This window comes from Actinoplanes subglobosus (assembly GCF_042650585.1).
In the GTDB taxonomy this organism is placed as follows: domain Bacteria; phylum Actinomycetota; class Actinomycetes; order Mycobacteriales; family Micromonosporaceae; genus Actinoplanes; species Actinoplanes subglobosus.
The window spans coordinates 443,205-464,948 of record NZ_JBHSBL010000019.1 but is presented as its reverse complement, the minus strand read 5'-3'; the positions used below and the strand labels follow the sequence as shown (position 1 = coordinate 464,948).

Annotated in this window: 14 protein-coding genes; 6 read left to right on the top strand and 8 right to left on the bottom strand. The window is 71.2% G+C overall.

The features are described from left to right. Positions 1-17 precede the first annotated feature (17 nt). Positions 18-521, top strand: a complete 504-nt coding sequence (locus tag ACFO0C_RS27545) for a tetratricopeptide repeat protein (protein ID WP_378069592.1) — start codon at positions 18-20, stop codon at positions 519-521. On the opposite strand, the gene ACFO0C_RS27540 is transcribed toward ACFO0C_RS27545, so the two are convergent. Then, positions 478-2,586, bottom strand: a complete 2,109-nt coding sequence (locus ACFO0C_RS27540; RefSeq protein ID WP_378069591.1) for an NACHT domain-containing protein — start codon at positions 2,584-2,586, stop codon at positions 478-480. The genes ACFO0C_RS27545 and ACFO0C_RS27540 overlap by 44 nt on opposite strands. A gap of 96 nt (positions 2,587-2,682) precedes the next feature. Further along, positions 2,683-3,771, bottom strand: coding sequence for a hypothetical protein (locus tag ACFO0C_RS27535; RefSeq protein WP_378069590.1), 1,089 nt, complete (start codon positions 3,769-3,771; stop codon positions 2,683-2,685). A gap of 171 nt (positions 3,772-3,942) precedes the next feature. On the opposite strand from ACFO0C_RS27535, the gene ACFO0C_RS27530 reads away from it, so the two are divergent. Further along, positions 3,943-4,404 carry a peptidoglycan-binding domain-containing protein gene (locus ACFO0C_RS27530; RefSeq protein WP_378069589.1) on the top strand — a complete coding sequence of 154 codons (462 nt, stop codon included), beginning with the start codon at positions 3,943-3,945 and terminating at the stop codon, positions 4,402-4,404. Between the two features lie 36 nt (positions 4,405-4,440). Here the strand turns inward: ACFO0C_RS27530 and ACFO0C_RS27525 are convergent, their stop codons facing one another. From ACFO0C_RS27525 to ACFO0C_RS27505, 5 genes are read right to left on the bottom strand one after another with little or no spacing between them, the layout of a single operon-like run. Continuing rightward, the gene (locus ACFO0C_RS27525; protein ID WP_378069588.1) at positions 4,441-5,196 is read right to left on the bottom strand and encodes an enoyl-CoA hydratase-related protein; all 756 of its coding nucleotides are present in this window, start codon (positions 5,194-5,196) and stop codon (positions 4,441-4,443) included. A 13-nt stretch (positions 5,197-5,209) separates the two neighbouring features. Next, positions 5,210-6,370, bottom strand: coding sequence for an acyl-CoA dehydrogenase family protein (locus tag ACFO0C_RS27520; RefSeq protein ID WP_378069587.1), 1,161 nt, complete (start codon positions 6,368-6,370; stop codon positions 5,210-5,212). Next, entirely contained in the window at positions 6,367-8,286 is a 1,920-nt protein-coding gene (locus tag ACFO0C_RS27515; RefSeq protein ID WP_378069586.1) for an acetyl/propionyl/methylcrotonyl-CoA carboxylase subunit alpha, read from the bottom strand. Before ACFO0C_RS27515 ends, ACFO0C_RS27520 begins: the two co-directional genes overlap by 4 nt. A 10-nt stretch (positions 8,287-8,296) precedes the next feature. After that, complete coding sequence (locus ACFO0C_RS27510; protein WP_378069917.1) at positions 8,297-9,832, bottom strand: acyl-CoA carboxylase subunit beta; 1,536 nt, start codon at positions 9,830-9,832, stop codon at positions 8,297-8,299. A 50-nt stretch (positions 9,833-9,882) separates the two neighbouring features. Beyond that, complete coding sequence (locus tag ACFO0C_RS27505; protein WP_378069585.1) at positions 9,883-11,586, bottom strand: acyclic terpene utilization AtuA family protein; 1,704 nt, start codon at positions 11,584-11,586, stop codon at positions 9,883-9,885. Between the two features lie 53 nt (positions 11,587-11,639). Here ACFO0C_RS27505 and ACFO0C_RS27500 point away from each other — a divergent pair, with 53 nt between their 5' ends. Next, positions 11,640-12,293: a TetR/AcrR family transcriptional regulator gene (locus ACFO0C_RS27500; RefSeq protein ID WP_378069584.1), complete on the top strand. Its 654-nt coding sequence runs from the start codon at positions 11,640-11,642 to the stop codon at positions 12,291-12,293. Here the strand turns inward: ACFO0C_RS27500 and ACFO0C_RS27495 are convergent. Further along, positions 12,240-14,399 (bottom strand): RCC1 domain-containing protein, encoded by a 2,160-nt coding sequence (locus ACFO0C_RS27495; RefSeq protein WP_378069583.1) that lies wholly within the window; start codon positions 14,397-14,399, stop codon positions 12,240-12,242. The two genes, ACFO0C_RS27500 and ACFO0C_RS27495, sit on opposite strands and share 54 nt — an antisense overlap. Before the next feature lie 117 nt (positions 14,400-14,516). Between ACFO0C_RS27495 and ACFO0C_RS27490 the strand changes: the two genes are divergently transcribed. The 3 genes from ACFO0C_RS27490 (at position 14,517) to ACFO0C_RS27480 (ending at position 21,494) form a co-directional block, all read left to right on the top strand. Next, positions 14,517-16,409 (top strand): S9 family peptidase, encoded by a 1,893-nt coding sequence (locus tag ACFO0C_RS27490; protein WP_378069582.1) that lies wholly within the window; start codon positions 14,517-14,519, stop codon positions 16,407-16,409. 137 nt (positions 16,410-16,546) lie between these two features. Then, complete coding sequence (locus ACFO0C_RS27485; RefSeq protein WP_378069581.1) at positions 16,547-19,396, top strand: hypothetical protein; 2,850 nt, start codon at positions 16,547-16,549, stop codon at positions 19,394-19,396. Further along, positions 19,341-21,494 (top strand): hypothetical protein, encoded by a 2,154-nt coding sequence (locus tag ACFO0C_RS27480; RefSeq protein WP_378069580.1) that lies wholly within the window; start codon positions 19,341-19,343, stop codon positions 21,492-21,494. The genes ACFO0C_RS27485 and ACFO0C_RS27480 overlap by 56 nt, the downstream gene beginning before the upstream one ends. The last annotated feature ends 250 nt before the right edge of the window (positions 21,495-21,744 follow it).

The window sequence follows — 21,744 nt, the reverse complement described above, 5'->3', positions numbered from 1 at the left end:
CATGCCAGGATCAACCCGTGACGACGGATCCCTACGACGGGCGGCTCACCCGGGCGGTGCGGCTGCGCACCGACGGCCAGACCGAGGAGGCCCGTGAGCTGCTGCTTTGTTTGCGGGCCGAGTTCCCGGACGATGCGGTTGTGGCCTATCAGACAGCGTGGGTGCACGACGTGCTCGACCTGGAGGCGGAGGCGGTCCCGCACTACCGGGCCGCGATCGCCGGCGACCTGCCCGAGGCGGATCTGCGGGACGCGTTGCTCGGGCTGGGCAGCACGTTACGGGCTCTCGGCCGCGACACCGAGGCGGGCGAGGTGTTCGCGCAGGCCCTCGCCCGGTTCCCCGACGACCGGCCGCTGCGGGTGTTCCGGGCGATGCTGCGTTACAACACCGGCGATGCCCGGGCCGCGGTCGCCGACCTGTTGCGGTTGCTGACCGAGACCACAGCAGACCCCGACATCCAGGGGTACGGGCGAGCCATCACCACCTACGCCGAGGACCTGGACCGGAGCTGGCTGCGCTGAGCGCCAGGTGACGCTGGAGGAGTTCGTGCCGCAGCTGGAAGAATCCGCCGGACTGCCGGAGGACGCCACGGTCGTGGGCGTCGTCGAGAAAAGCGGGAAGACGCCACGGCAGCCGGCCGCGCAGCGGAAGCCAGACCCGCGCGAGGATGAGCCACTGAACCCACGCGGTACCGAGCGCCGCGACGAGCCCGGTCCCGGCCCCTATCCCTAGGGCACCCAGCCAGTCACTACCGCCGGACAGGCCCACGATCAACAGGCCGAAGGTAGCCGCCACTGCGAGTGAACGGCGGAGGGTGTTGATGCGGTCGGTCTTAAGGGATTCCAACGGGTACGCCACCGAGTCCATGTCTACTGCGGTTTCGATCGCCTCGCCGAGATCGCCAGCGAAGCCCGCCCAGCCACCGGCGAATGCGCCGACCATGATCATGCCCAGCGTCGCGTGGAAAGCGCTCGGGCCGATCATGATGCTGAGGGCTGCACCGCCCAGTGCGGCAAATGTGGCGCCGATGAGGGCGGCTCGTCGTGCACTCATGGCCATGCCGAACAGCGCGCCGCCTAAAGCCCATACGCCGTTACCGGTGAAGAGGCCGGCCCACAGCGACCAGATGATGATGCCGGCGACGATGTTCTCGACCGTTCCCCGCAACTTGTCGCTGTAGCGAAGACGGCCTCGGACCGGTGTGGGGCCCTTCCGTGGAAGGCCGAATGCCGGGCCGAGGAATGCGCTGCCGACCACCGAGATGAGGATTGCGCTTTCGACGTCAGTCACGATCAGGAGGACCGAGCCGAAGCCGACGGAGAATGCGAGAGCGAAAGCACCGACCCGGATCGGAGCGGGGACGCTGTCGCGTAGGCGCCACCATGCCAGGTTCTGGGTCCGGGACCGTTCCAGGATCGAGGCGAGGGTGGTCAGCCAGCGCTGTTCGGGGCAGCCCTCCCCGTACACGGCAGGAATGAATGCACTTAGAAGGTGTTGTTCGATCGCTTTGGCGGTCGGATATCGGGCCACGTCGAGCAGTTCGGCGGGACTCCTCGAACCGGAGTAGATGGTTCGGGCGAGATAGACCATCAGGGGTGTGGTGAGCGCCTTCGTGACGTTGCCTTCGCCCGCTCCGCCGGGGTCGGCGGTGATCCGGTCGAACACCGACGTCCAGGCCGACGTCGTGTGCCGCATCGTTCGGGGCAGGTACTGCGCGATGGCCGCCAGCGGGAGGTCGTCGAGGTGAACGACGGCCGCGGACCCGAGGGGCTGGGCGCTGGTGATGGCGTCGGTGAACTGTACGGGCCGGCTGGTGAGCACCATCGGGCCGGGCATCAGGTCGAGGGTCTGCATCGCCGCCGTGTGCAGGCCGGGGTTGATCTCGTCGAACCCGTCGAGGATCGGCAGGATCAGATCCCGGTCCAGGAGCAGGCCGGGGTGGGTCAGCTGCGGATATCCGGCGGCGAGCCGTTCGGCCAGCCACGTCCGTAACGGTGTCGACGGGTCCCAGGTCCGTAGGTTGAAGGCGACCGGGACGGCTTCGCCCGGCTGCCGGGCTTCGAGGATGCTGAGCAGCAGTTGTCCTGACAGCACGGTCTTTCCCGCTCCGGCGCGGCCCAGGATGACCAGCCGGGCGGACGGTATCCGCCGGTAGACGTCGAGGACCGTGTCGATGCCGCCGTCCAGGTGCAGCGCTGCGGCGCTGCTGCCGAGCGGTTGGAGACGGATGTTCTCCCAGTGGTCGACCAGTTGGTCGTCGGTCACGGTGTGCCAGGTCACCGGCAGAGTGACCGGGGCTCGGACCTTGCGCCGGGTCTCCTCGTCCTTCCACTGCGCTCGCAGGAAGAGAGCAAGTTCGTCGACGGTGCGTGCGACCGTGTCGTCGTCCGGTGGTGTGGCGCGGTCGGCCCTGGCCTTCAGCTGCTCGACGAGCAGTGCGGCCCCCAGGAGCACCAGTGCCGCAGCCCACACGCTCCACTTGATCCAGGTCGCCTCGATCTCGACGGTGTTGGTGGCAAGGTTCCCGACCAGAGCGAAGGCCGACGCGACCGCAAGGGCGAGCAGTGGGCCCGGGCGCAGTCTCATGCGCGCCAATATGTCGGGCGGCGGGCTCGTGGTCAACGGTCAGTGCGGAGGCAACTCCGTTCCGGCTGCTCCTGGGCGATCTGATACGGTTGTCGTTTATTTTTGCTGGGGGAGGCGTTCGACCAGGAGAGTGGTGACTCTCGCGTTGACGCGGATGTCGTACCTCCCTGTGGCGGCTCGCCAACCGGTCTCCTGCAAGGTTGCTCCGGCCTTGACGTCGCGCCGGGTGGTGCCGCCGACGGTGGCCGCGCCGGCGCCCTTTCCGGCGCGGACCCGGACCAGGGCTCCCGCCTCGGTCCGCACCGTCAGGTCACCGACCGGGCCGGCGATCCTCAGTGGGACCGCACCCTTCGGCTTGGCCAGCTGCAGCAGCACCCGGGACATCTCGGCGGTCGACTCGACGCCCACGAGACCACCGGCCCGGGTGTCCATGTCGAGTTCGCCGGTGCCGCCGGTCAGTTTCACCGTCCACGCGACCGCGGAGTTGAGGATCACCTCGGCGCCCGTACCGGGCGGGACGGTGAGCACCGAACCGCCGCCGGCCTCGGTGATCCGGGGTGCGGCGGCCGGATCGGTGCCGGTGATGGTGAACAGCGACTCGCCCATCCGGGCGGTGCGGATCCGCAGCAGGGTCGCCGGGCCGGTGATCTCCAGCCGGCGCTCCCGGACCGCGCCGAGCGGGGTGGTCAGCGGCGCCGGTGACACCACGGCCGGCTGCGAGGCGTCCGGGACCGCCGCCACCGAGCGTGTCTTGCCCGCCCGGTAGGCCTCGGTCTGGCCGAGAACCACCCCGATGGTCAGGGACACCAGCATGGCCGTGAACACCCACAGCCGCCAGGGTTTGCGGATCTGCTGCTCGTAGACGAGCACGACCCGCCCGGCGCTGCCGGCCGGCGCGGCACGACCGGGCTCGGTGCCCTTCGGCGGGGTGACGATGGGCTGCGGCGCGGTCGGCTCGTCGAGGAACGCCGGCCTCCTGGCGGCCGGCGTTACTCCCCGCAGGCGGGCCAGGGTCGCCCTGCCGACCAGCCGCGAACCACCCGGCGTCGCCCCGGCGCGACGCCCGGCCACCGGCTGACCGCCGCCGGCCCCGCTCTCCGCCTCGGTCCCGGCCGGAGACAGGAAGCGGATGTCGACGTTCGGCCGCCGTTGGTCCGAGGACGGTCCGCCCCACTGGTCTGCCATCGCCCCTCCGTCCTCCGGGACGCACATCCCAGCATCACGAGGTACGGATGACGGGCTCGTACCGGATCGATGAAGATCGAGTCATCCTCGTTCCATTTCAGCAGATCGAGGACAGATGTGGCGACGGCCGTCCCGACCGGCGGTATGACGGGTGTGAAGGAGGCGATCGCCGTGACAGGAACGTTGAGCCCGTGGCCGCAGATCAGGCAGGGTGCCAAGGAGCACCCGGTACCCACGTTGCAGTACCTGCTGCGGGCGCGCGGCCGGACGGTGACGGTCGACGGCATCTTCGGGCCGCGGACCGACGCCGCGGTGCGCGCGTTCCAGCAGGAGAAGGGGCTCGCGGTCGACGGCATCGTCGGGCCGAACACCTGGAATGCGCTGATCATCCAGGTGAAGAAGGGGTCCGAGGGCGATGCCGTGCGCGGTGTGCAGGAGGAGTTCCAGTTCCGCAACCTCTCCGGCGACCCGGAGCAGGGCCCGGCGGTCGACGGCATCTTCGGCCCGGAGACCGATGCGGCGGTACGGGGCTTCCAGTCCGCGATCCACGCCGACGTCCCGTCGATGGCCGTGGACGGCATCGTCGGCCCGATGACGTGGCAGGCCCTCGTCAGCGGAATGCTGTCCTTCTGACCCGAGGACGAGGGAGCGACGGAGCGCGTACCACGCCTATGCCGGCTTCTTCCGGGTCAGGAACGCCTGCATCGCCTGCTGTGCCTCGGGGCTGGCGAACAGTGCCGCCGACCGTTCCGCCGCCTCTTCGCCGTCCCGGTCGATGCGGCCGAGCAGGTCGCCGTTGAGCAGCCGTTTGGTTTCGGCGAGTCCCTGTGGACTGCCCTTGACCAGCTCGGCGACGGTCTCGGCGACGGCGTCCGCCAGTGCGTCGTCCGGGACCGCGCGGGTGACCAGCCCGATCGCGGCGGCCTCGGTGGCGGTGAACGTGCGTCCGGACAGGAAGACGTCGGCCGCCGCCCGGGGCGCCAGCCGAGTCAGCAGGCTCAGCGAGATCGCCGACGGCGCGAGCCCGAGCCGAACCTCGGTGAGCGCGAACGTCACCGACTCGGCCGCGACCACCACGTCGGCCGCACCGACCAGGCCGAGACCGCCGGCGCGGGCCGCTCCGGCCAGTTCGACGACGACCGGCTTGGGCAGGGCGGCGATCTGACGCTGGAGGCCGACGATCGCCCGCGGCCCGTCACCTGCCGTCCCCTGGCGGGCCTCGCTGAGATCGGCACCGGAGCAGAACACCCGCCCGCTGGAGCGCACCAGTACGACCCGGACAGCAGCATCCCGGCCGGCCGCGGCCAGATGGGTGCCGAGTTCGGCCAGTAGCCGCCGGCTCAGCGCGTTGCGGTTGTGCGGGCTGTCCAGCGTGACCGTGGCGACGCCGCCGGCTACGTCCAGGTGGACCAGTGGGGAGGTCATCCGGGGTTCCTTCTCAGTACGAGCGGGGGAGCTTGAGCGAGAACTGGGAGATGAAGTTGAGTGCCATCTCGCGGCTGACCGGGGCGATCCGCGACAGGCGTACGTTGGCGAGGGCTTGAACCAGGCCGTACTCGACGGCCAGCCCGTTGCCGCCGTGTGTCTGGATCGCCTGGTCGACCGCCTTGCACGCGACCTCACCGGCGGCGTATTTGGCCATGTTCGCCGCCTCCCCGGCGGCCAGCAGATCGCCGGCGGCGTCGAGGGCGGCGGCCTTCTGGGTGAGCAGGCGCGCCGCCTCGATCTCGACGTGGATCTGCGCGAGTGGGTGGGCGATCGCCTGGTGCGTACCGATCGGGGCGCCCCACACCTCGCGCTGCTTCGCGTAGCCGACGGCCTTGCGCAGCGCCCACCGCGCGGTGCCGGTGGCCTGCGACGCCGCCATGATCCGCTCCGGGTTGAGGCCGGCGAACAGCTGGTCGAGCCCGGCGTCCTCCCGGCCCACGAGCGCGTCGCCGGGCAGCCGCACGTCGTCGAAGAACAGGCTGAACTGCTTCTCCGGGGAGACGAGCCCGGTCTCGATCGGCTGGAACACGAAGCCGGCGGCGTCGGTCGGCACCATGAACAGCGCGGGCTTGAGTTTGCCGGTCCGCGCGTCCTCGGTACGCCCGACGACGAGCACGTGCCCGGCCTCGTCGACCCCGCTGATGTACGTCTTGCGCCCGCTCAGCACCCAGTCGCCACCGTCGCGGCGGGCCCGGGTGACGATCTGGTGCGAGTTGGAGCCGGCGTCCGGTTCGGTGATGCCGAAGGCGTAGCGTGCCTCGCCGGTGGCCAGACCCGGCAGCCAGCGCCGTCTCTGCTCGTCGGTGCCGGACCGGGCGATGATCGTGCCGACGATGGCCGGCGAGACGACCAGCAGGAGCAGGGGACAGCCGGCGGTGGCGAGTTCCTCCACGACGGCGGCGAGGTCGCCGATGTCGCCGCCGCCACCGCCGTACTCCTCGGGGATCGAGACGCCGAGGTAGCCGGCCTTCGCGGCCTCGTCCCAGAGCTCGGTGGTCTTGGCGCCCCGGGCCGCGGCACCGTAGAAGTACGTCTCGCCGTACTTGGCCCCGAGCTGGTGGACCGCCGCACGCAGGTCACGGCGCTCGTCGGACTCGACGAAGTTGGTCACGCGTTCTCCTCGATGACGGCGAGCACGGCGCCCGCGACGACCTGCTGTCCGACGGTCACCGTGAGCGCGGTGACGGTTCCGTCCGTCGGTGCGGTGACGGTGTGCTGCATCTTCATGGCTTCCAGGACGACGACCGGGTCGCCCTTGCCGACGACGGCACCGACCTCGACGTGCACCGCCGTGATCGCCGCCGGCATCGGTGCCAGCAGGGAGCCCTGCGCGACCGTCTCGGCCGGGTCGACGAAGGTCGGGACCAGCTCGAAACCGGCGGAGCCGTGCGGGCCGTCTACGTCGACCGCGTTCCCGGTCACGGTGACCCGGTAGGTCTCCCGGACCGGGCCGTCACTGAGCACGACCTGGTCGCCCCGGACGTCGACGACGCTGACACCGTCCACGAAGTCCGATACCAGCCGGTGGCCGGCCGACCAGTAGGTCACCGCGTACCGCTCGGGTCCGCGCCGGTAGACGCGCTGCCGGGGCGGGCCCGCGGCGTTGCGCCACGCGGCGGGGATCCGGGCGAGCACCGGTGCCGTCGCGGCGGTCCGGGCGGCCTGCCCGATCGCGGCGGCGAGTGCCGCCTTGGCGTACCGGCGTGGATCGCCGGCGCCGGTCCACTGGTCGAGGCGTTCGTCGAGCAGGGTGGTGTGCATCCGCCCGGCCACGAACTCGTCGTCGGTGAGCACGGCCCGGAGCAGGTCGAGGTTGGTGGTGACACCGTGCAGCCGGGTGCGGCGCAGGGTGTCGTCGAGCATCCGGATCGCGGCGTCACGGTCGCCGGCATACGCGATGACCTTGGCGAGCATGGCGTCGTAGTGGACACCCACCTCGCTTCCGGCCTCGATCGCGGAGTCCACCCGTACCCCCGCATGGTGGGGAATGTCGAAGGTGCGGACGTGGCCGGTCTGCGGCGCGAAACCGGCGGCCGGGTCCTCGGCGTAGAGCCGCACCTCGATCGCGTGGCCGGTGATCGCCGGTGCCTCGCCGGGCAGCGGCCGGCCTTCGGCGACGGCGATCTGACACGCGACCAGGTCGAGGCCGGTGACGCATTCGGTGACCGGGTGTTCGACCTGGAGGCGGGTGTTCATCTCGAGGAAGACGATCCGGTCGCCGTCGACGAGGAATTCGACGGTTCCGGCGCCGCGATAGCCGACCGCTTCCGCGGCGGCCCGGGCGAAGGCATGCAGGGAGGTACGCGTCCCGCCGCCCAGGTTCGGTGCGGGAGCCTCCTCGACCACCTTCTGATGGCGGCGCTGGACGGAGCAGTCCCGGTCGCCGAGCACCCAGACGGTGCCGTGCGTGTCGGCCAGCACCTGCACCTCGACGTGCCGGGCGGTCGGCAGGTACGGCTCGGCGAACACCGTTCCGTCCCCGAACGCCGACGCCGCCTCCGCCTCGGCCCGGGCCACCTGATCGGCCAGTTCGTCGAGGGTCGCCACGATCCGCATGCCCCGCCCGCCGCCACCCGCCGACGCCTTGACCAGCAGCGGAAGGTCCGAGGCGGTGACGGTGGCGAGGTCGACGCCGAGGACCGGCACGCCGGCCGCGGCCATCACCCGCTTGGCGCCGATCTTGCTGCCCATCGTCTCGATGGACTCCGGCGCCGGCCCGATCCAGGTGAGACCGGCCGCCTCGACGGCGCGGGCGAAGCCGGCGTTCTCGGACAGGAACCCGTATCCGGGGTGGACGGCGTCGGCGCCCGCCGCCCGGGCCGCCTCGATGATCAGGTCACCGCGCAGGTAGGTGTCGGCGGGCGCGTTGCCCGGCAGCCGGATCGCGGTGTCGGCCTCGGCCACGAACGGCGCCCCGGCATCGGCGTCGGAGTGCACGGCGACGGTCGCGATGCCGAGCGCCCGGCAGGTCCGGAACACCCGGCGCGCGATCTCTCCGCGGTTGGCGACCACAATCCTACGAATCACTGGATCTCCTTCACAGACGGAACACGCCGTAGCCGCGGGCGCCGGCCACCGGCGCGCTGTGGATCGCCGACAGGCAGATGCCGAGGATCGTGCGGGTGTCCCGCGGGTCGATGACCCCGTCGTCGTAGCCGAGCCCGGACGTGAAGTAGGCCAGCGACTGCTCCTCGACCTGTTTCTCCACCAGGGCCCGCATCGCGGCGTCGGCCTGCTCGTCGAACGGCAGCCCCCGGGCCGCGGCCGCCTGCTGGGAGACGATCGAGATGACTCCGGCGAGCTGTGCCGGCCCCATCACCGCCGACTTGGCGCCGGCCCAGCTGAACATGAACCGCGGGTCGTAGGCGCGTCCGCTCATGCCGTAGTTGCCGGCCCCGTAGGACGCGCCCATGACGACCGACAGGTGCGGGACCGTCGAGTTCGACACCGCGTTGATCATCTGGGCGCCGTGTTTGATGATGCCGCCCTGCTCGTACTCGGCGCCGACCATGTACCCGGTGGTGTTGTGCAGGAAGAGCAGCGGCGTGTCGCTCTGGTTGGCCAGCTGGATGAACTGGGCCGCCTTCTGCGCCTCCTGGCTGAACAGCACCCCTTGGGCGTTGGCGAGGACGCCGATCGGGTAGCCGTGCAGCCGCGCCCAGCCGGTCACCAGCGACGGGCCGTAGAGCGGTTTGAACTCGTCGAACTCGCTGCCGTCGACGATCCGGCCGATCACCTCGCGGGGGTCGAACGGGACCTTGAGGTCGGACGGCACGATGCCGAGCAGCTCCTCGGTGGCCAGCACCGGTTCGGCGTACTCCCGCTGGGGGTCGGGTCCGGTCTTGCGCCAGTTGAGGCGCCGCACGATCGAGCGCCCGATCCGTAGTGCGTCGAGTTCGTCGACGGCCAGGTAGTCGGCCAGGCCGGAGGTCCGCGCGTGCATCTCCGCCCCGCCGAGCGACTCGTCGTCGGACTCCTCACCGGTGGCCATCCTGACCAGCGGCGGCCCGCCGAGGAAGACCTTCGCCCCGCCCTTGACCATGACCGTGTAGTCGCTCATGCCGGGCACGTAGGCACCGCCGGCGGTCGAGTTGCCGAACACCAGCGCGATCGTGGGCCGGCGGTCGGCGCTGGCCACGGTGAGGTTGCGGAACACCGCACCGCCGGGGATGAAGATGTCCTTCTGCGTCTGCAGATCCGCGCCGCCGGACTCGACCAGGGTGACCGTGGGCAGCCGGTTCTGCGCGGCGATCTGGTTGGCGCGGAAGATCTTGCGGACGGTCACCGGGTTGGACGCGCCGCCCTTCACCGTCGGATCGTGGGCGATGATCATGCATTCGACGCCCTCGATCACGCCGAGGCCGGTGACGACCGAGCCGCCGACGGCGAAGTCGGTGCCCCAACCGGCCAGGACGCCGAGTTCGAGGAACGGCGAGTCCGGGTCGATGAGCAGCTCGATCCGCTCGCGGGCGGTCAGTTTGCCGCGCCGGTGGTGCCGCTCGACGGCCTTCGGGCCACCGCCGGCCAGGGCCGCGGCCTGCTGGACCGCCAGGTCGGCGACGCGTTCCAGCATCACCTCCCGGTTGGCGGTGTAACCGGGCGCTGTGGGATCGACACTCGGTTTCACGGCACCAGCTCCTTGGGGAGGTTCACGACACGGGCGCGCAGCCACTCGCCGACCGCCTTGGCCTGCGGGTCGAAACGGGTCGACGACGCGACACCGTCACCGAGAAGTCCGTCGATCACGATGTTGACGGCGCTCAGGTTCGGCAGCGCGAAGACCTCCACGCCGAGCCCCGCCGCCTCCGGAAGCAACCGCGCGACGACGTCCGGCGTCAGCCAGTCACGCAACCATGCATACGCCTCGGCGCGCCGGGGATGCGCGGCCGGGATCCACACCCCGACGTTCGCCGCCCCGCCCTTGTCTCCCGACCGGGCGAAGACCAGACGACCCAACGGCAATTCCAGACCTTCGGAGGTACGGCCAGGAGCACCCGATCGCTCCTGAGGCAGGTCGGCCGTCACCGGTGGTGGCGCGATCTCCACCTCGGTGCCGTCGGGCCGGACCACCACATGCGGCACCAGCTCCTGCGGCAGGTAGGCGGCCCGGTAGATCCCGAACGGACTGCCCTGGCCGGGTGGCGCCGTCACGTGAAAACCCGGGTACGACGCGAGGGCCAGCTCGATCGCGGCGCTGCTGAACGCCCGCCCGACGACGGCCGGATCGGTGTCCTTGACGTGGCAGCGCAGCAGCGCCGAGGCCGCCGCCTCGGTCGCCGGATCGGACTGATCGGTCCGCGCCAGGTCCCAGACGATCTCCGACGGGGGCCGGGCAGCGAGCGCCCGGGTCATCTGCCCGCGGACCCAGCGGTCCTTCTCCTCGATGTCCAGGCCGGTCAGGACGAACTCGACGCTGTTGCGGAATCCGCCGACGCTGTTGAGGGCGATCTTCGTGGCCGGGGGAGGGGCGACACCCCGGACCGCGGTGATCCGCACCCGATCCGGGCCGGCCTGCTCCAGCTCGGCCGTGTCCAGGCGCGCGGTCACGTCCGGATTGGCGTAGTGGGGGCCGCCCACCTCGTACACCAACTGCGCGGTGACGGTGTCGACGGTGACCGCGCCGCCGGTGCCCGGATGCTTGGTCACCACCACCGTCCCGTCCGCGCTGAGCTCGGCCAGCGGGAAGCCCAGCGGTCGGCTGGTGTCGAGCGTCGCGAAACCGGAGAAGTTGCCGCCGGTGGCCTGCGTGCCGCATTCCAGCACATGACCGGCGACGACGCCGGCGGCCAGCAGGTCGAAGTCGGTGCGTCCCCAGCCGAACTCGGCGATCGCCGGCCCCAGCGTCAGCGACGCGTCGGTGACCCGGCCGGTGACGACGATGTCGGCGCCGGCGGTCAGCGCGTCGGCGATCCCGAAGGCACCGAGGTAGGCGTTGGCGGTCAGCGCGCCCGGCCAGCCGTGCTCCGCGGCCCGGCCGATCAGGTCGTCGCCCCACACGTGCGCGACCGTGACCTCGACGCCCTGCTCGGCGGCCAGGGTCCGGACGGCCAGGGCGAGTCCGGCCGGGTTGAGGCCGCCCGCGTTCGTCACGATCCGGACCCCGCGCTGCCGCGCCAGGGCGAGGCAGCCGGCGAGTTGCCGCAGGAAGGTCCTGGCGTAGCCGAGCGACGGGTCCTTCTGCCGGTCCCTACCGAGGATGAGCATGGTCAGCTCGGCCAGGTAGTCGCCGGTCAGGTAGTCCAGCGGCCCGCCTTCGAGCATCTCGGTCATCGCCGAGAAGCGATCACCGTAGAAGCCCGAACAGTTACCGACGCGGATCGTACGCATTTCGCCACACTAGACTTTCTGACAAAGTAGTCAAGTAATGGAAGGGGTGTCCAATGGGGCGAGCACGCACCAACCCAGCACCGACACCGCCGGTGACCGCCCGGGGCCGGCGCACCCACGACGCGTTGATCGTCGCCGGACGGGAGGTCATCGAGGAGCACGGTTGGGCCGGGTTCACCCCCGAGGCCGTCACCCAGGCCGCCGGCGTGTCCTACGGGACCTTCTACACGTACTTCGAGTCCAGGGACGACCTGCTGCGCAAGATCGTGCAGGCCGCCGCCGACGAGATGATCGCCGCCAGCCGCGTGCCCGACATCCTCGACGACCCGTATGCGCGGATCGTCGAGGCGAACCGCCGCTACCTGGCCGCCACCGGCAAGGCCGCGAAGGTGCTGCGGATGGTCGAGCACGGCGCCTACCTGGACGACAACCTCCGTACCCTGCTGATGGAGATCCGCGAGTTCTTCGTCGGCCGCAGCGCCGAGGGCATCCGCCGCCTGCAGGCGGACGGGCTGGCCGATCCCTCCCTGGACCCGCGTCTGACCGCGATCGCCCTCGGCGGCATGGTCGAGCAGGTGGCCGTCGTCATCAACGAGCTGCGTGAGCCCCTCGACGTCGAGAGGATGGTCGACCACCTGTCCCGCCTGTGGGCGTCAGCGATCGGCCTTCGCGTCCCCGGCCGGGACACTGACCGGGACCGGCTTTAACTGCGGTACCCAGTCGCTGTTGCCCAGCTCACCGGCATTGCCGGTCCCCCAGCAGTAGACCTTGCGGTCGTCGCCGAGCCCACAGGTGGAGAAGCCGCCGGCCTCCAGTTTGGTGAAACCGACACCCGCCGGGGCGAGCACCGGCACCGGCAGCGGCCGGTCCTCACCGGTGCTGTCGCCCAGCCGGCCCTCGAAGCCCTGGCCCCAGCAGAACGCCCGGTGATCGTCGCTGAGCCCGCAGGTGTGCGCGGAACCGCCGGTGACCGCTACGAACCGGACCGCAGCCGGTGCCTTCACCGCCACCGGCAGTTTCCGGTCCTGGCCGCTGCCGTCGCCGAGTTGGCCGGTGTTGTTGTCGCCCCAGCAGTAGATCCTGCTGTCGTCTCCGACCCCGCACGTGTGGTAACTACCCGCATCGATCTGGGTGAAGGTCACTCCTGAGGGGGTGCGGACCGGCACCGGTTCACCCCGGTTCTCCGTGCCGCCGTCACCCACCGCATCGGTGTCGCCCCAGCAGTAGGTCCTGGCGTCGCTGCCGATCGCGCAGGTGTGATAGTCGCCTGCGGTGAGCCGGGTGAACGACACCCCGGCGGGCGCCTTGACCGCCGACGGCCTCGACTGGTCCGGAGCCGCACCGTTGCCGAGCTTGCCGAAGAAGTTGGCCCCCCAGCAGTAGGTTCTGGTGTCGCTGCCGATCGCGCAGGTGTGGCTGCCACCGGCGGCGAGGGCGGTGAAGGTCACGCCGCCGGGAGTGTCGACCGCCGTCGTCGGGCGGGTCTGGTCGGCCGTGGCGCCGTTGCCGAGTCGCCCGTTGTCGGCCTCACCCCAGCAGTAGGTCTTGGTGTCGCTGCCGATCGCACAGGTGTGGTAGCTGCCGACGGCCACCCGCTCGAACGTCACTCCCGCCGGAACGTCGACCGCCGCCGGCCGGGCCCGGTGCACGGTACCCCCGTTGCCGAGCCCGCCGGTCCAGCCGTAGCCCCAGCAGAAGGTCCTGTCCCGGTCGTCCAGCATGCAGGAGAGGAGGAGCCCGGAGAACAGGTCGGCCGTCGGCCGGGCCGGGACCGGATCGGCGGGCGCGGGCGGGAGGGTCACCCGGACCGGGCGCGGCCGATCCGCCCGGCCCCCGTCGCCGAGCTGGCCCTTACCGCCGTCACCCCAGCAGTGGATCCGGCCGTCGCCCGTCGTCGCGCACGTGTGCCCGGCACCCGAGTCGACGTGGGTGAAGCTCACCCCGTCCGGGGTCTCGACCACGGCCGGCACGCTGCGGCCCCCACCCCAGCAGTAGGTCCGGGTGTCACTGCCGATCGCGCATACGCTGCTGTCACCCGCGTCGACCTGTGTGAAGGTCACCCCGGCCGGGGTGTTCACGGCGGCCGGTCGCGTCTGGCCGTACACCCAGCAGTAGGTCTTCCTGTCGCTGCCGATGGCGCAGGTGTGGTCCTTGCCGGCGGTGAGATGGGTGAACGTCACCCCATCCGGGGTGTCCACCGCGGCCAGGCTCCCGCGCTCACCCCAGCAGTAGGTCCTGGAGTCGTCGCCGATGCCGCAGGTGTGCAGGTGGCCGGCGGTGATCGCGGTGAGGCTGACACCCTCCGGCAGGCTCACCGCCTCCGGCGGGTCGTAGCCGTCGGTGTTGTCGTCGTCCGTACAGTAGGTCCTGGTGTCGTCGCCGATCGCGCAGGTCTGCAGGTAGCCGGCGGTGACCTGCTCGTAGACCACGCCGGCCGGGGCCTCCATCACCATCGGGTCGACGAACGTGCCGTCCGTCCCGTTGCCGATCTGACCGTATCCGCCCCAGCCCCAGCAGTAGACCGTGGCGTCGTTGCCGATCCCGCAAGTGTGCTCGTCACCGGCGGTGACCGTGGAGAAGGAGACCCCGGCGGGTGGGACCACCGGAACCGGCCTGGACCGATCCAGCTGAGTGCCGTCACCCAGTTGCCCCCGTTCGTTGTCTCCCCAGCACCAGACCCGCCCGTCGCCGTCCACCGCGCAGGTGTGATCCCCACCGGCCGAGACCACCGGCCCGGCCTTCTCCGGCTCCCGGGCCACCACCGGCCCGGTGACCAGCCCCAGCATCATCACGACCGTCAGTCCGGTTCTCATCAGCACGGCCCGACACCATCACGCCCCCGTACCCACCGGCGGCCGTCACAGATTTCTCCACCTGTGCGGGGGACCCGGAACCCACCTGCCATGTCGATGTCCGGCAGACTGGCCGGCGTGACAGCGCTGACCGCCGAACTCGTCGTTGACGGCCGGGCCCCGCACAGTCCGGCCCTGGCGCCGGACGGGCAGTCGGTCTGCTACGTGCTGGCTCCCGCCAGCCGGGCGGGGGAGTGTCTCGACACCGAGTTGTGGCTGGTCGGCGCCGGGGAGGCGGGCCGGGTCACCGCGGACAGCGCGACCGAGTCCGTACCGCGGTGGTCCGCGGACTCGGGCACGCTGTTCTTCCTCTCCGACCGGGCCGAGCGTGGCCTCCCGCAGTTGTACCGGGTCACGCTCGCCGACGGCACGGTGACCGCGGTGACCTGCTGGCGGGCCGGCATCGACGACCACTTTCCGCTGGCTGATCCTGACCTCGTCGTTCTGCTCGCCGGGGACGAGCCCACCGATGAGGACGCGCGCCGGGCCCGGGATCGCGATGACGCCGTCGTCGCGGGGGAGCGGGAGCCGCGGTCCCGGTTGCGGCTGCTCGACCTCGCCACCGGCCGGGTGACCACGCCGGACGTGTTCGCCGACCGGCACGTCGTGGAGGTGCGGCAGCGGCCCGGTGGCGGTCCGCTTGCCGTGCTCACCCAGGCGGGTGCCGACAGTGACTACGGGCCGCGTACCGGGCGGCTGCACCTGTTCGACCACACCACCGGGGCTGTGGAGGATCTGGGGCCGGTCGCGGCCGACGCGCACTCGCCGGCCTGGTGGCCGGGGGAGGACGGGTGGCACATCGGCTACCTCGCGCTGACCCCGCCGGGGCTGCAAGCGGGTACCGCCGTGTTCGACCTGGCCCTCGGCAGCCGTGTCCTCGCTAACCGCACCGCTGACCTGTCCATGTGCCCGGCCGAACTCTGCCAGGCCGATGCCGCCGCGCTCGTGGTGTTCGCCGACGGTCTCGACACCACGCTGGCCCGGATCGACGCGGCCGGCCTCACCATCCTCTCGCGGCACCGGGGCCGTCTCGACGGTCTCAGCGTCGCCGGCTCCGGCGGGGAGATCGCGGTGCTGACCGGCGGCCGTTATCAGGCCACCGACGTTCACCGCGGACCGCCGGCCGGACCTCTCCGGAGGATCACCGACACCCGGCCGGAGTTGCGGGGCATCACGTTCGGCACGCAGGAACCACTGAAATACCGGGCCGCCGACGGGCTCGCTCTGGACGGGCTGCTCGTGCTCCCGGCCGGGAAGACCGCGGCCGAGGGCCCGTTCCCGCTGGTCACGATCGTGCACGGGGGGCCGTACGACCGATATTCAGATCGTCTGCAGTTGTTCTGGTTTCCCAGCGCCCAGTGGCTGGCCGCCGCGGGCTACGCGGTGTTCCTGCCGAATCCGCGCGGTGGCCAGGGCCACGGCCACCGGTTCGCGGCGACGGTCGCGGGCCGGGCCGGGCAGGAGGAGTGGACCGACATCCTGACCGGCATTGATCAGCTGGTGGCCGACGGTGTCGCCGATCCGGACCGGCTGGGCGTCGCCGGCTGGAGCCACGGCGGGTTCATGGCCGCCTGGGCGGTAGGCCAGACCCGGCGGTTCCGTGCCGCGCTGGTCGGCGCGGGCGTCACCGACTGGGGCATGCTCGCCGCGACCGGGGAGAACGGCCAGTTCGAGGTCGCGCTCGGCGGCAGCATCGGCTGGTCGGGTGCCGGCCCGTATCCGCACGACGCGGTCAGCCCGATTTCCTACGCCGACCGTATCCGAACTCCGGTGCTCATCCTGCACGGCGCCGACGACACCAACGTCCCGCTCGGCCAGGCCGTCTATCTCCACCGGGCACTGCGCCACTTCGGGGTCGAGCACGAGTTCGTGACCTACCCGAGGGAGGGCCACTCGATCCGCGAACGAACCCACCAGCTCGACGTCCTGCACCGCACCCGCACCTGGTTCGACCGCTGGCTGCACCCCTGAGCGCCCTCGACCGCACCCGCCGGCTCGTCGATCACGCTCGGTCAGCCGACTGGTGCCAACAGTCGTCAATCTGATGGACGCGCGGAGCTTTCCTTCCTACCGTGCCGGTGGCGAACCATTCGCGGCGGGAGGTCCACATGGAACTCGAGGTGCCTCGGGTCTGGCTGCGTCTGACCCTCGACCTGCAACCGGACGGCCAGATCTCGGTCGGCGCCGCCGACAGCCGTGGGCGGGTCGTCGTTGCACCGCAGCCCCGGCGACGCGCGTACGGGTGGGAGACCACGATGGCCGACGTTGCGGGCCGCCCGTTCGCCGTCCCCGTGCGGTGGCCGGCTGTTCTGCCAGGCTGGTACGAGGATCTGGTGAACGCGCTGCCGGGAACCCGGACCGGTTTACGGCTCGCTCCCGCCGTGCCGGTCTTCGTGTCGGGACCCCGGCAGCTCCTGACGCTTCCGCCGGAAGCCGTCCTGGACGCCGTCCTCGGCCGGGATCCCGGCCACCGATGGATCTTGATCGAGGACCGGGCCTCCGGCGCCGAGTCGCCACCCTTCGATCTGCCGCTCGTCATCGTGGGCGTCGGTGACCGGGGCGCGGATGTGCTGCGGGCCGCCCAGGAGAGCCCGTGGATCAGCGACGATCACGATCTGCAGCCGCACCTGGCCGACCTGATCTGGGTGGACGATGCCACCGGCGTGGCCGACCTGCTCGCCCGCCGGGACATCGATCTGCTGGTGCTCGACGCCTTCGACGCCGCCGAGCTGGCCGGTGCCGCCACGGCCCGCCCGACACGCCAGGCCCGGGTGGCCATCGTCCTCGGGTCCTCCGGCCCGCCCGAGCTGATGCCACCCGTGGGCGACACGTTTCCGGCTCGCAGTGTCTTCACCGTGACCGGCGCCCCGGGCGACCAGGACCGCCTGGTGACGTCCCTTCTGCGAGCCGTCAGCCATGACCTGCCGCTCCACGACGCGCTCGGCGAGATCCGGAACGGGTCACCGGCCGGCATCCGGCTGTCGGCGTCACCCGACTCTCTGCACGATCTCCGGCTGTCGTCGGCCTGGGCCGGAATCGACGAGAAGGCCATGACCATGTCCGGGTTCGTCGGAGCCGGTGTGGTCGAACCACCCGGGGATCTCCAGCCATTGACCGGTGACCTGGTGGCGAATCTCCAGGAGGCCCGCCGGCTCGAGGTGGACTTCGCGCGGGAGAGCCACGGCCTTCACGTCCTGGCCGAGGCACGGCTGCGCCTCGGCTCGGCAGAGCAGACCCTGACGGCCTTGCGGCAGGCGGCCCCCGCCGGCCGGACCGACCGGCCCGCCGATCGCGTCCGGGTCGTCAACCTGGCCTTGAAACGCCGAGGCGAGCAGGTCGCCCCGCAGGGAACGGGGTCCGTCTTCGTCGAGCGCGTATGTTCGCTGGCGGCCGGTGAACGCTACCAACTCGACGTGCAGGTGGGCGCGAACTGGCCGGTCAGCCTCGTCACCGGCGAACAGCCGGCGGTCGACCTGCTGCTGCCGGACGATCGGGACGGTCACGAGCTGCACGCGACGGTCTTCAGCGACACGGTCGACATCCTCGGTCCGGCCGTCGTCGCGATGCGGTTGCCGCCGTCCGGGCCGTCGGAGACGGTGACGTTCGCTCTCGCCACCCGGGCGCACGGGCCGGCGTGGGCCCGGGTGGGTCTCTATCATCGGGACCACCTGCTGCAGACGTACCGGCTGGAAATGCTGGTCGAGGAATCCGAGCGGCGGCATCCGGTCCCGGTCGTGCACGCCGTCCTCCAACACAGCGCCACGTGGGATTGGACCAACCTGGACACCTTGAAACCCCGCGCGCTGTCGCTCATCGTCAACCATGCTCCGAGCGGCGACCACCGGCTCTTCGTGAAGTCGGACGACGTAGCCGCCGCAGTACCGCTGAGGGGGCAGCGCGCCCAGGCCGCCACCGACACCATGCGTGAGATCCTGAGCGACGCGGTCGACGAGCGGATCACCTCGCCGGTGGCCCTGTGGCGCATCGCGACCCAGGGCCGGAGCCTGTTCCAGGCGATCTTCAACCGTGTCGACCCCGCCGTTGCGGAAGCCCTGCGTCGGATGAGGGCGGGGAAGGATCTGACGATCCAGATCGTGCGGGCCGACGTCGACGAAGCGCTGCCCTGGACGCTGGTCTACGACTGGCCCCTTCCGGACCACCGGTACGGCCAACCACCACCGCCGGTCTGTTTCGGCCGGACGGACGACGGGCAGCAGTGCGATCACGCGCCCGGCGACCGGCAGATCTGCGTGTACGGCTTGTGGGGCATCCGGCACCACGTCGAGGAACTGCTGGCGGATCCACGGGTCGCCGACATGCCGCCGAGCATCACGATCACCGATCCGGGCGCGCTGGTCGCCCTCGGCGTCGATGACGAGGCGACCGGTAGCATGCTCGGACGCCTGTCGCAGCTGCTGAATCCTCGCAATGTGCGCCGCCTCGGGGCTGAGGAACACCTGCTCGACAACCTCTTCGACCCGGCGCGTCCCGCTGTGGTCATCGTCCTCGGCCACCACGAGACCCGGGACATCAACGACCAGCCGCAAGGTTCCCGCATCGCCCTGCTGAGCGCTGACGGATGGCTGCAGCCCGACCGCATCACGGACCGCCGGGCCGACGACGGCGAATGGCAACCACCGCACTCCCTGGTGATGCTTCTGTCCTGCAGATCGGCCGCCGCGGGGCCGACCGAGCTGACGAGCTTCCTGTCTGCCCTCAACGGCGCACGCGCGGGCGCCATCGTCGGAACCGAGTGCGATGTCTACTCCGACCTGGCCGCCGACTTCGCCACCACTCTGCTGACGGCCATGAACGGCCCCGGCCCCGACGGTCATCCGCAGGCCTTCGCCCAAGCCGTCCGGGTCGCGCGGAGGAACATTGTGATCGACAAGGAGGACATCCGTGGCCTCGCGTTCGACGCGTTCGGGCCGGCGGACCTGGTATTCGCCCGCCGGTAGGCCCGCTGTCGCGCTCGTCGCGACCGTCGTGGCCCTGTTCCCGCTCGTCCCGGCAGCCCCGGCCGCCGCAGCCGACGTGGTGGTTCTCCCGGAAGGAGCCACCGGCACGATGCCGGCCGAGAACCCGGCGAAGGTCAGTATCGCCATCGGCCCCGCACCCGGAGCCGACCTGGATTCCGCTCCGATCACCGCCGAGGTACACCAGGTACTCCGCAACGGCGCCCCGCTCTCCGCCGCAGGCCTCGTCACCGCGACGGTCGTGACACCCATTCCCGCACTGGAACTGACGGTGAACACCGACCTGCTACCGGCACCCGGGGCGTACACGGTCCGTCTGTCGCTGGCCCAGGGTGCCGGGAAACAGCTGATCACCGTGACGCTGAACTGGCCACCCGGCCAGCTCGTCGCACCGGCCACCCTCACGCTCCAGCGGACCTTGCCGTTGTTGCCGGGCGACGACGCCGACATCAGCAAACCCCGGTTGACGGTTCGTGCCGGACCGGCCAGCCGCATCGTGGGCCTGTCCGATCATCAGGTCGAGCCGGACGACCCACAGATCGTGGTGAGCACACCCGGCCAGGGCCGGCCGTTGGGGCCGGGCGATCACGTCGATCTTCCGTACACCGTGACCGGCGGCACTGATCCGGGCTCCGTCGTACGCACGGTGCGGCTGTCGTCTCCGCAACTGTCCGAGCCGGTGCCGATCACCTTCACCGTCGTCACCCGCCGGCACCCCGGGCTCATCGCGGTGGCCCTGATCCTCGGGGTGCTTCTCGGTCTGGTCCTGCGGATCCTGTTGCCTCGTGCCGCGGCCTGGCGGGCCCGCGGGCAGCAGCGTAGAGAACTCGAGCTGCAACTGGCGGGCCTCGGCTCGCAGTACCCGGATGACGGGTTCCGGGCGTTTCTCGGCGTACAACAGGACCGGCTCCGTGGTGCCCGCGGACCGGCGATCACCGAGGTGGTGGCGACGGTCCGCAACGACGTCACCGCCCGGCTGCAGAGCCTGCAAGCCGAGCTGACCGCCCTCGACGACCGTTATCGGTCGCTGGCCGAAGTGCTGCGGCCGACGTGGCACCTGCCCGCCGCCTTCGGCGAGGACCTGAAAGCGGGTCGTGCCGCCGCGGATGCCGCGGACGCGGCGATCACCGCCGGGGACGCCGGATCGGCACGCGACAGCCTCGATACGGCGACCGACCGGACTGCGGATCTGGCCCGGCGCGCAGTCACCTGGAGCACCCAGCTCGGCGGCTGCCTGGACGATCTCCGGGCGGCCGCCGGCGATCGCAGCAAGGGCGAGCTGGGCAACCTGCTGATCGCGGTCCGCGCCACCGAGGAGCAGATTCCGGCCGCACCGGCGTCCGATCCGCCGACGAATGCCGAACTCGGCCGGCTACTTCGTCAGGTCCACATCACGGACGACCTGCTCGCGAACCTCCGGACCCGCATCGACGCGGTGCTGGCCGAAGCCGCCACCATCGTCGGGTCGCTGCGGACCGCCGGGCAGGATGTCACCGGCGTGGAGCAGGCGATGACCCAGGTACGCGAGGCGCAGCACCGGTTCGGCACCGACCCGATCACCGCGATCACCGCCGCCGCACCGGCCCTCGAACGCCTCGTCGCCGCGGAGCTGGAGGCCATTCGCCAGCCGATGAAGGCCCAGCCGGATCCGGCCGTCGATCAGAAGATGGGCACCGGTGACATGGTCGGCGCAACCGGCGACGTGATCGACAAGCTGCGGTCCACCGGACGCACGAAGCTGGGTTCGGCGCCCGCGGCGCCCGCGACAACCCCACCCGCCGATGTGGCCGTGCCCGCGTCCACCGCCCCGCCCGGTGTCGTGCTGGCCGCCCGGGCGCCCCTTCGGGACCAGCTGCGGGCCGCGCCCCAGGGGATCCTGCTCGCCGTGGCGGGCGCGGGCGTCCTGCTCCTGCAAACCCTGGCCGCGCTCGCCGTCGTGCTGCTCATCGGGTACGGCCTGTTCCTTCCCGGGTGGACGGGCACGCTGCAGGACGTGACCAAAGTCGTCGTCTGGGCCTTCGCGATCGACCTGTCGGTCGCCGGGCTCACGGCACTGCTGGCCCCGGCCAACGCACTGTGACCGGCAGGCTTGGGCTCAGTCGGAGTCGAGGCCGTGGCAGACGGTCGTGGTGCAGCCCTCGCCGAGGCCGTGGCAGGTCGGGCAGCGGTCGGCTTGCGCGGTGGTGGGGGCGGGATCCTTCATGACGATCTCCTCGATCAGTGGTGGTTCACTGATCACCCTGCTCCGGTCGCGGCGGCCCCGGCAGGGTCTTCCGGCCCGCCCACGGATGACCGAAAGCGGTCGCTGATGTCGTAGCCGGCCGGCCTGA

Bases quoted from the DNA above. Each gene is read 5' to 3' on its own strand.
- ACFO0C_RS27540 (WP_378069591.1), bottom strand. From the start codon at position 2,586: ATGAGACTGCGCCCGGGCCCACTGCTCGCCCTTGCGGTCGCGTCGGCC.
- ACFO0C_RS27535 (WP_378069590.1), bottom strand. From the start codon at position 3,771: ATGGCAGACCAGTGGGGCGGACCGTCCTCGGACCAACGGCGGCCGAAC.
- ACFO0C_RS27525 (WP_378069588.1), bottom strand. From the start codon at position 5,196: ATGACCTCCCCACTGGTCCACCTGGACGTAGCCGGCGGCGTCGCCACG.
- ACFO0C_RS27510 (WP_378069917.1), bottom strand. From the start codon at position 9,832: ATGCTGGAACGCGTCGCCGACCTGGCGGTCCAGCAGGCCGCGGCCCTG.
- ACFO0C_RS27505 (WP_378069585.1), bottom strand. From the start codon at position 11,586: ATGCGTACGATCCGCGTCGGTAACTGTTCGGGCTTCTACGGTGATCGC.
- ACFO0C_RS27500 (WP_378069584.1), top strand. From the start codon at position 11,640: ATGGGGCGAGCACGCACCAACCCAGCACCGACACCGCCGGTGACCGCC.
- ACFO0C_RS27495 (WP_378069583.1), bottom strand. From the start codon at position 14,399: ATGAGAACCGGACTGACGGTCGTGATGATGCTGGGGCTGGTCACCGGG.
- ACFO0C_RS27485 (WP_378069581.1), top strand. From the start codon at position 16,547: ATGGAACTCGAGGTGCCTCGGGTCTGGCTGCGTCTGACCCTCGACCTG.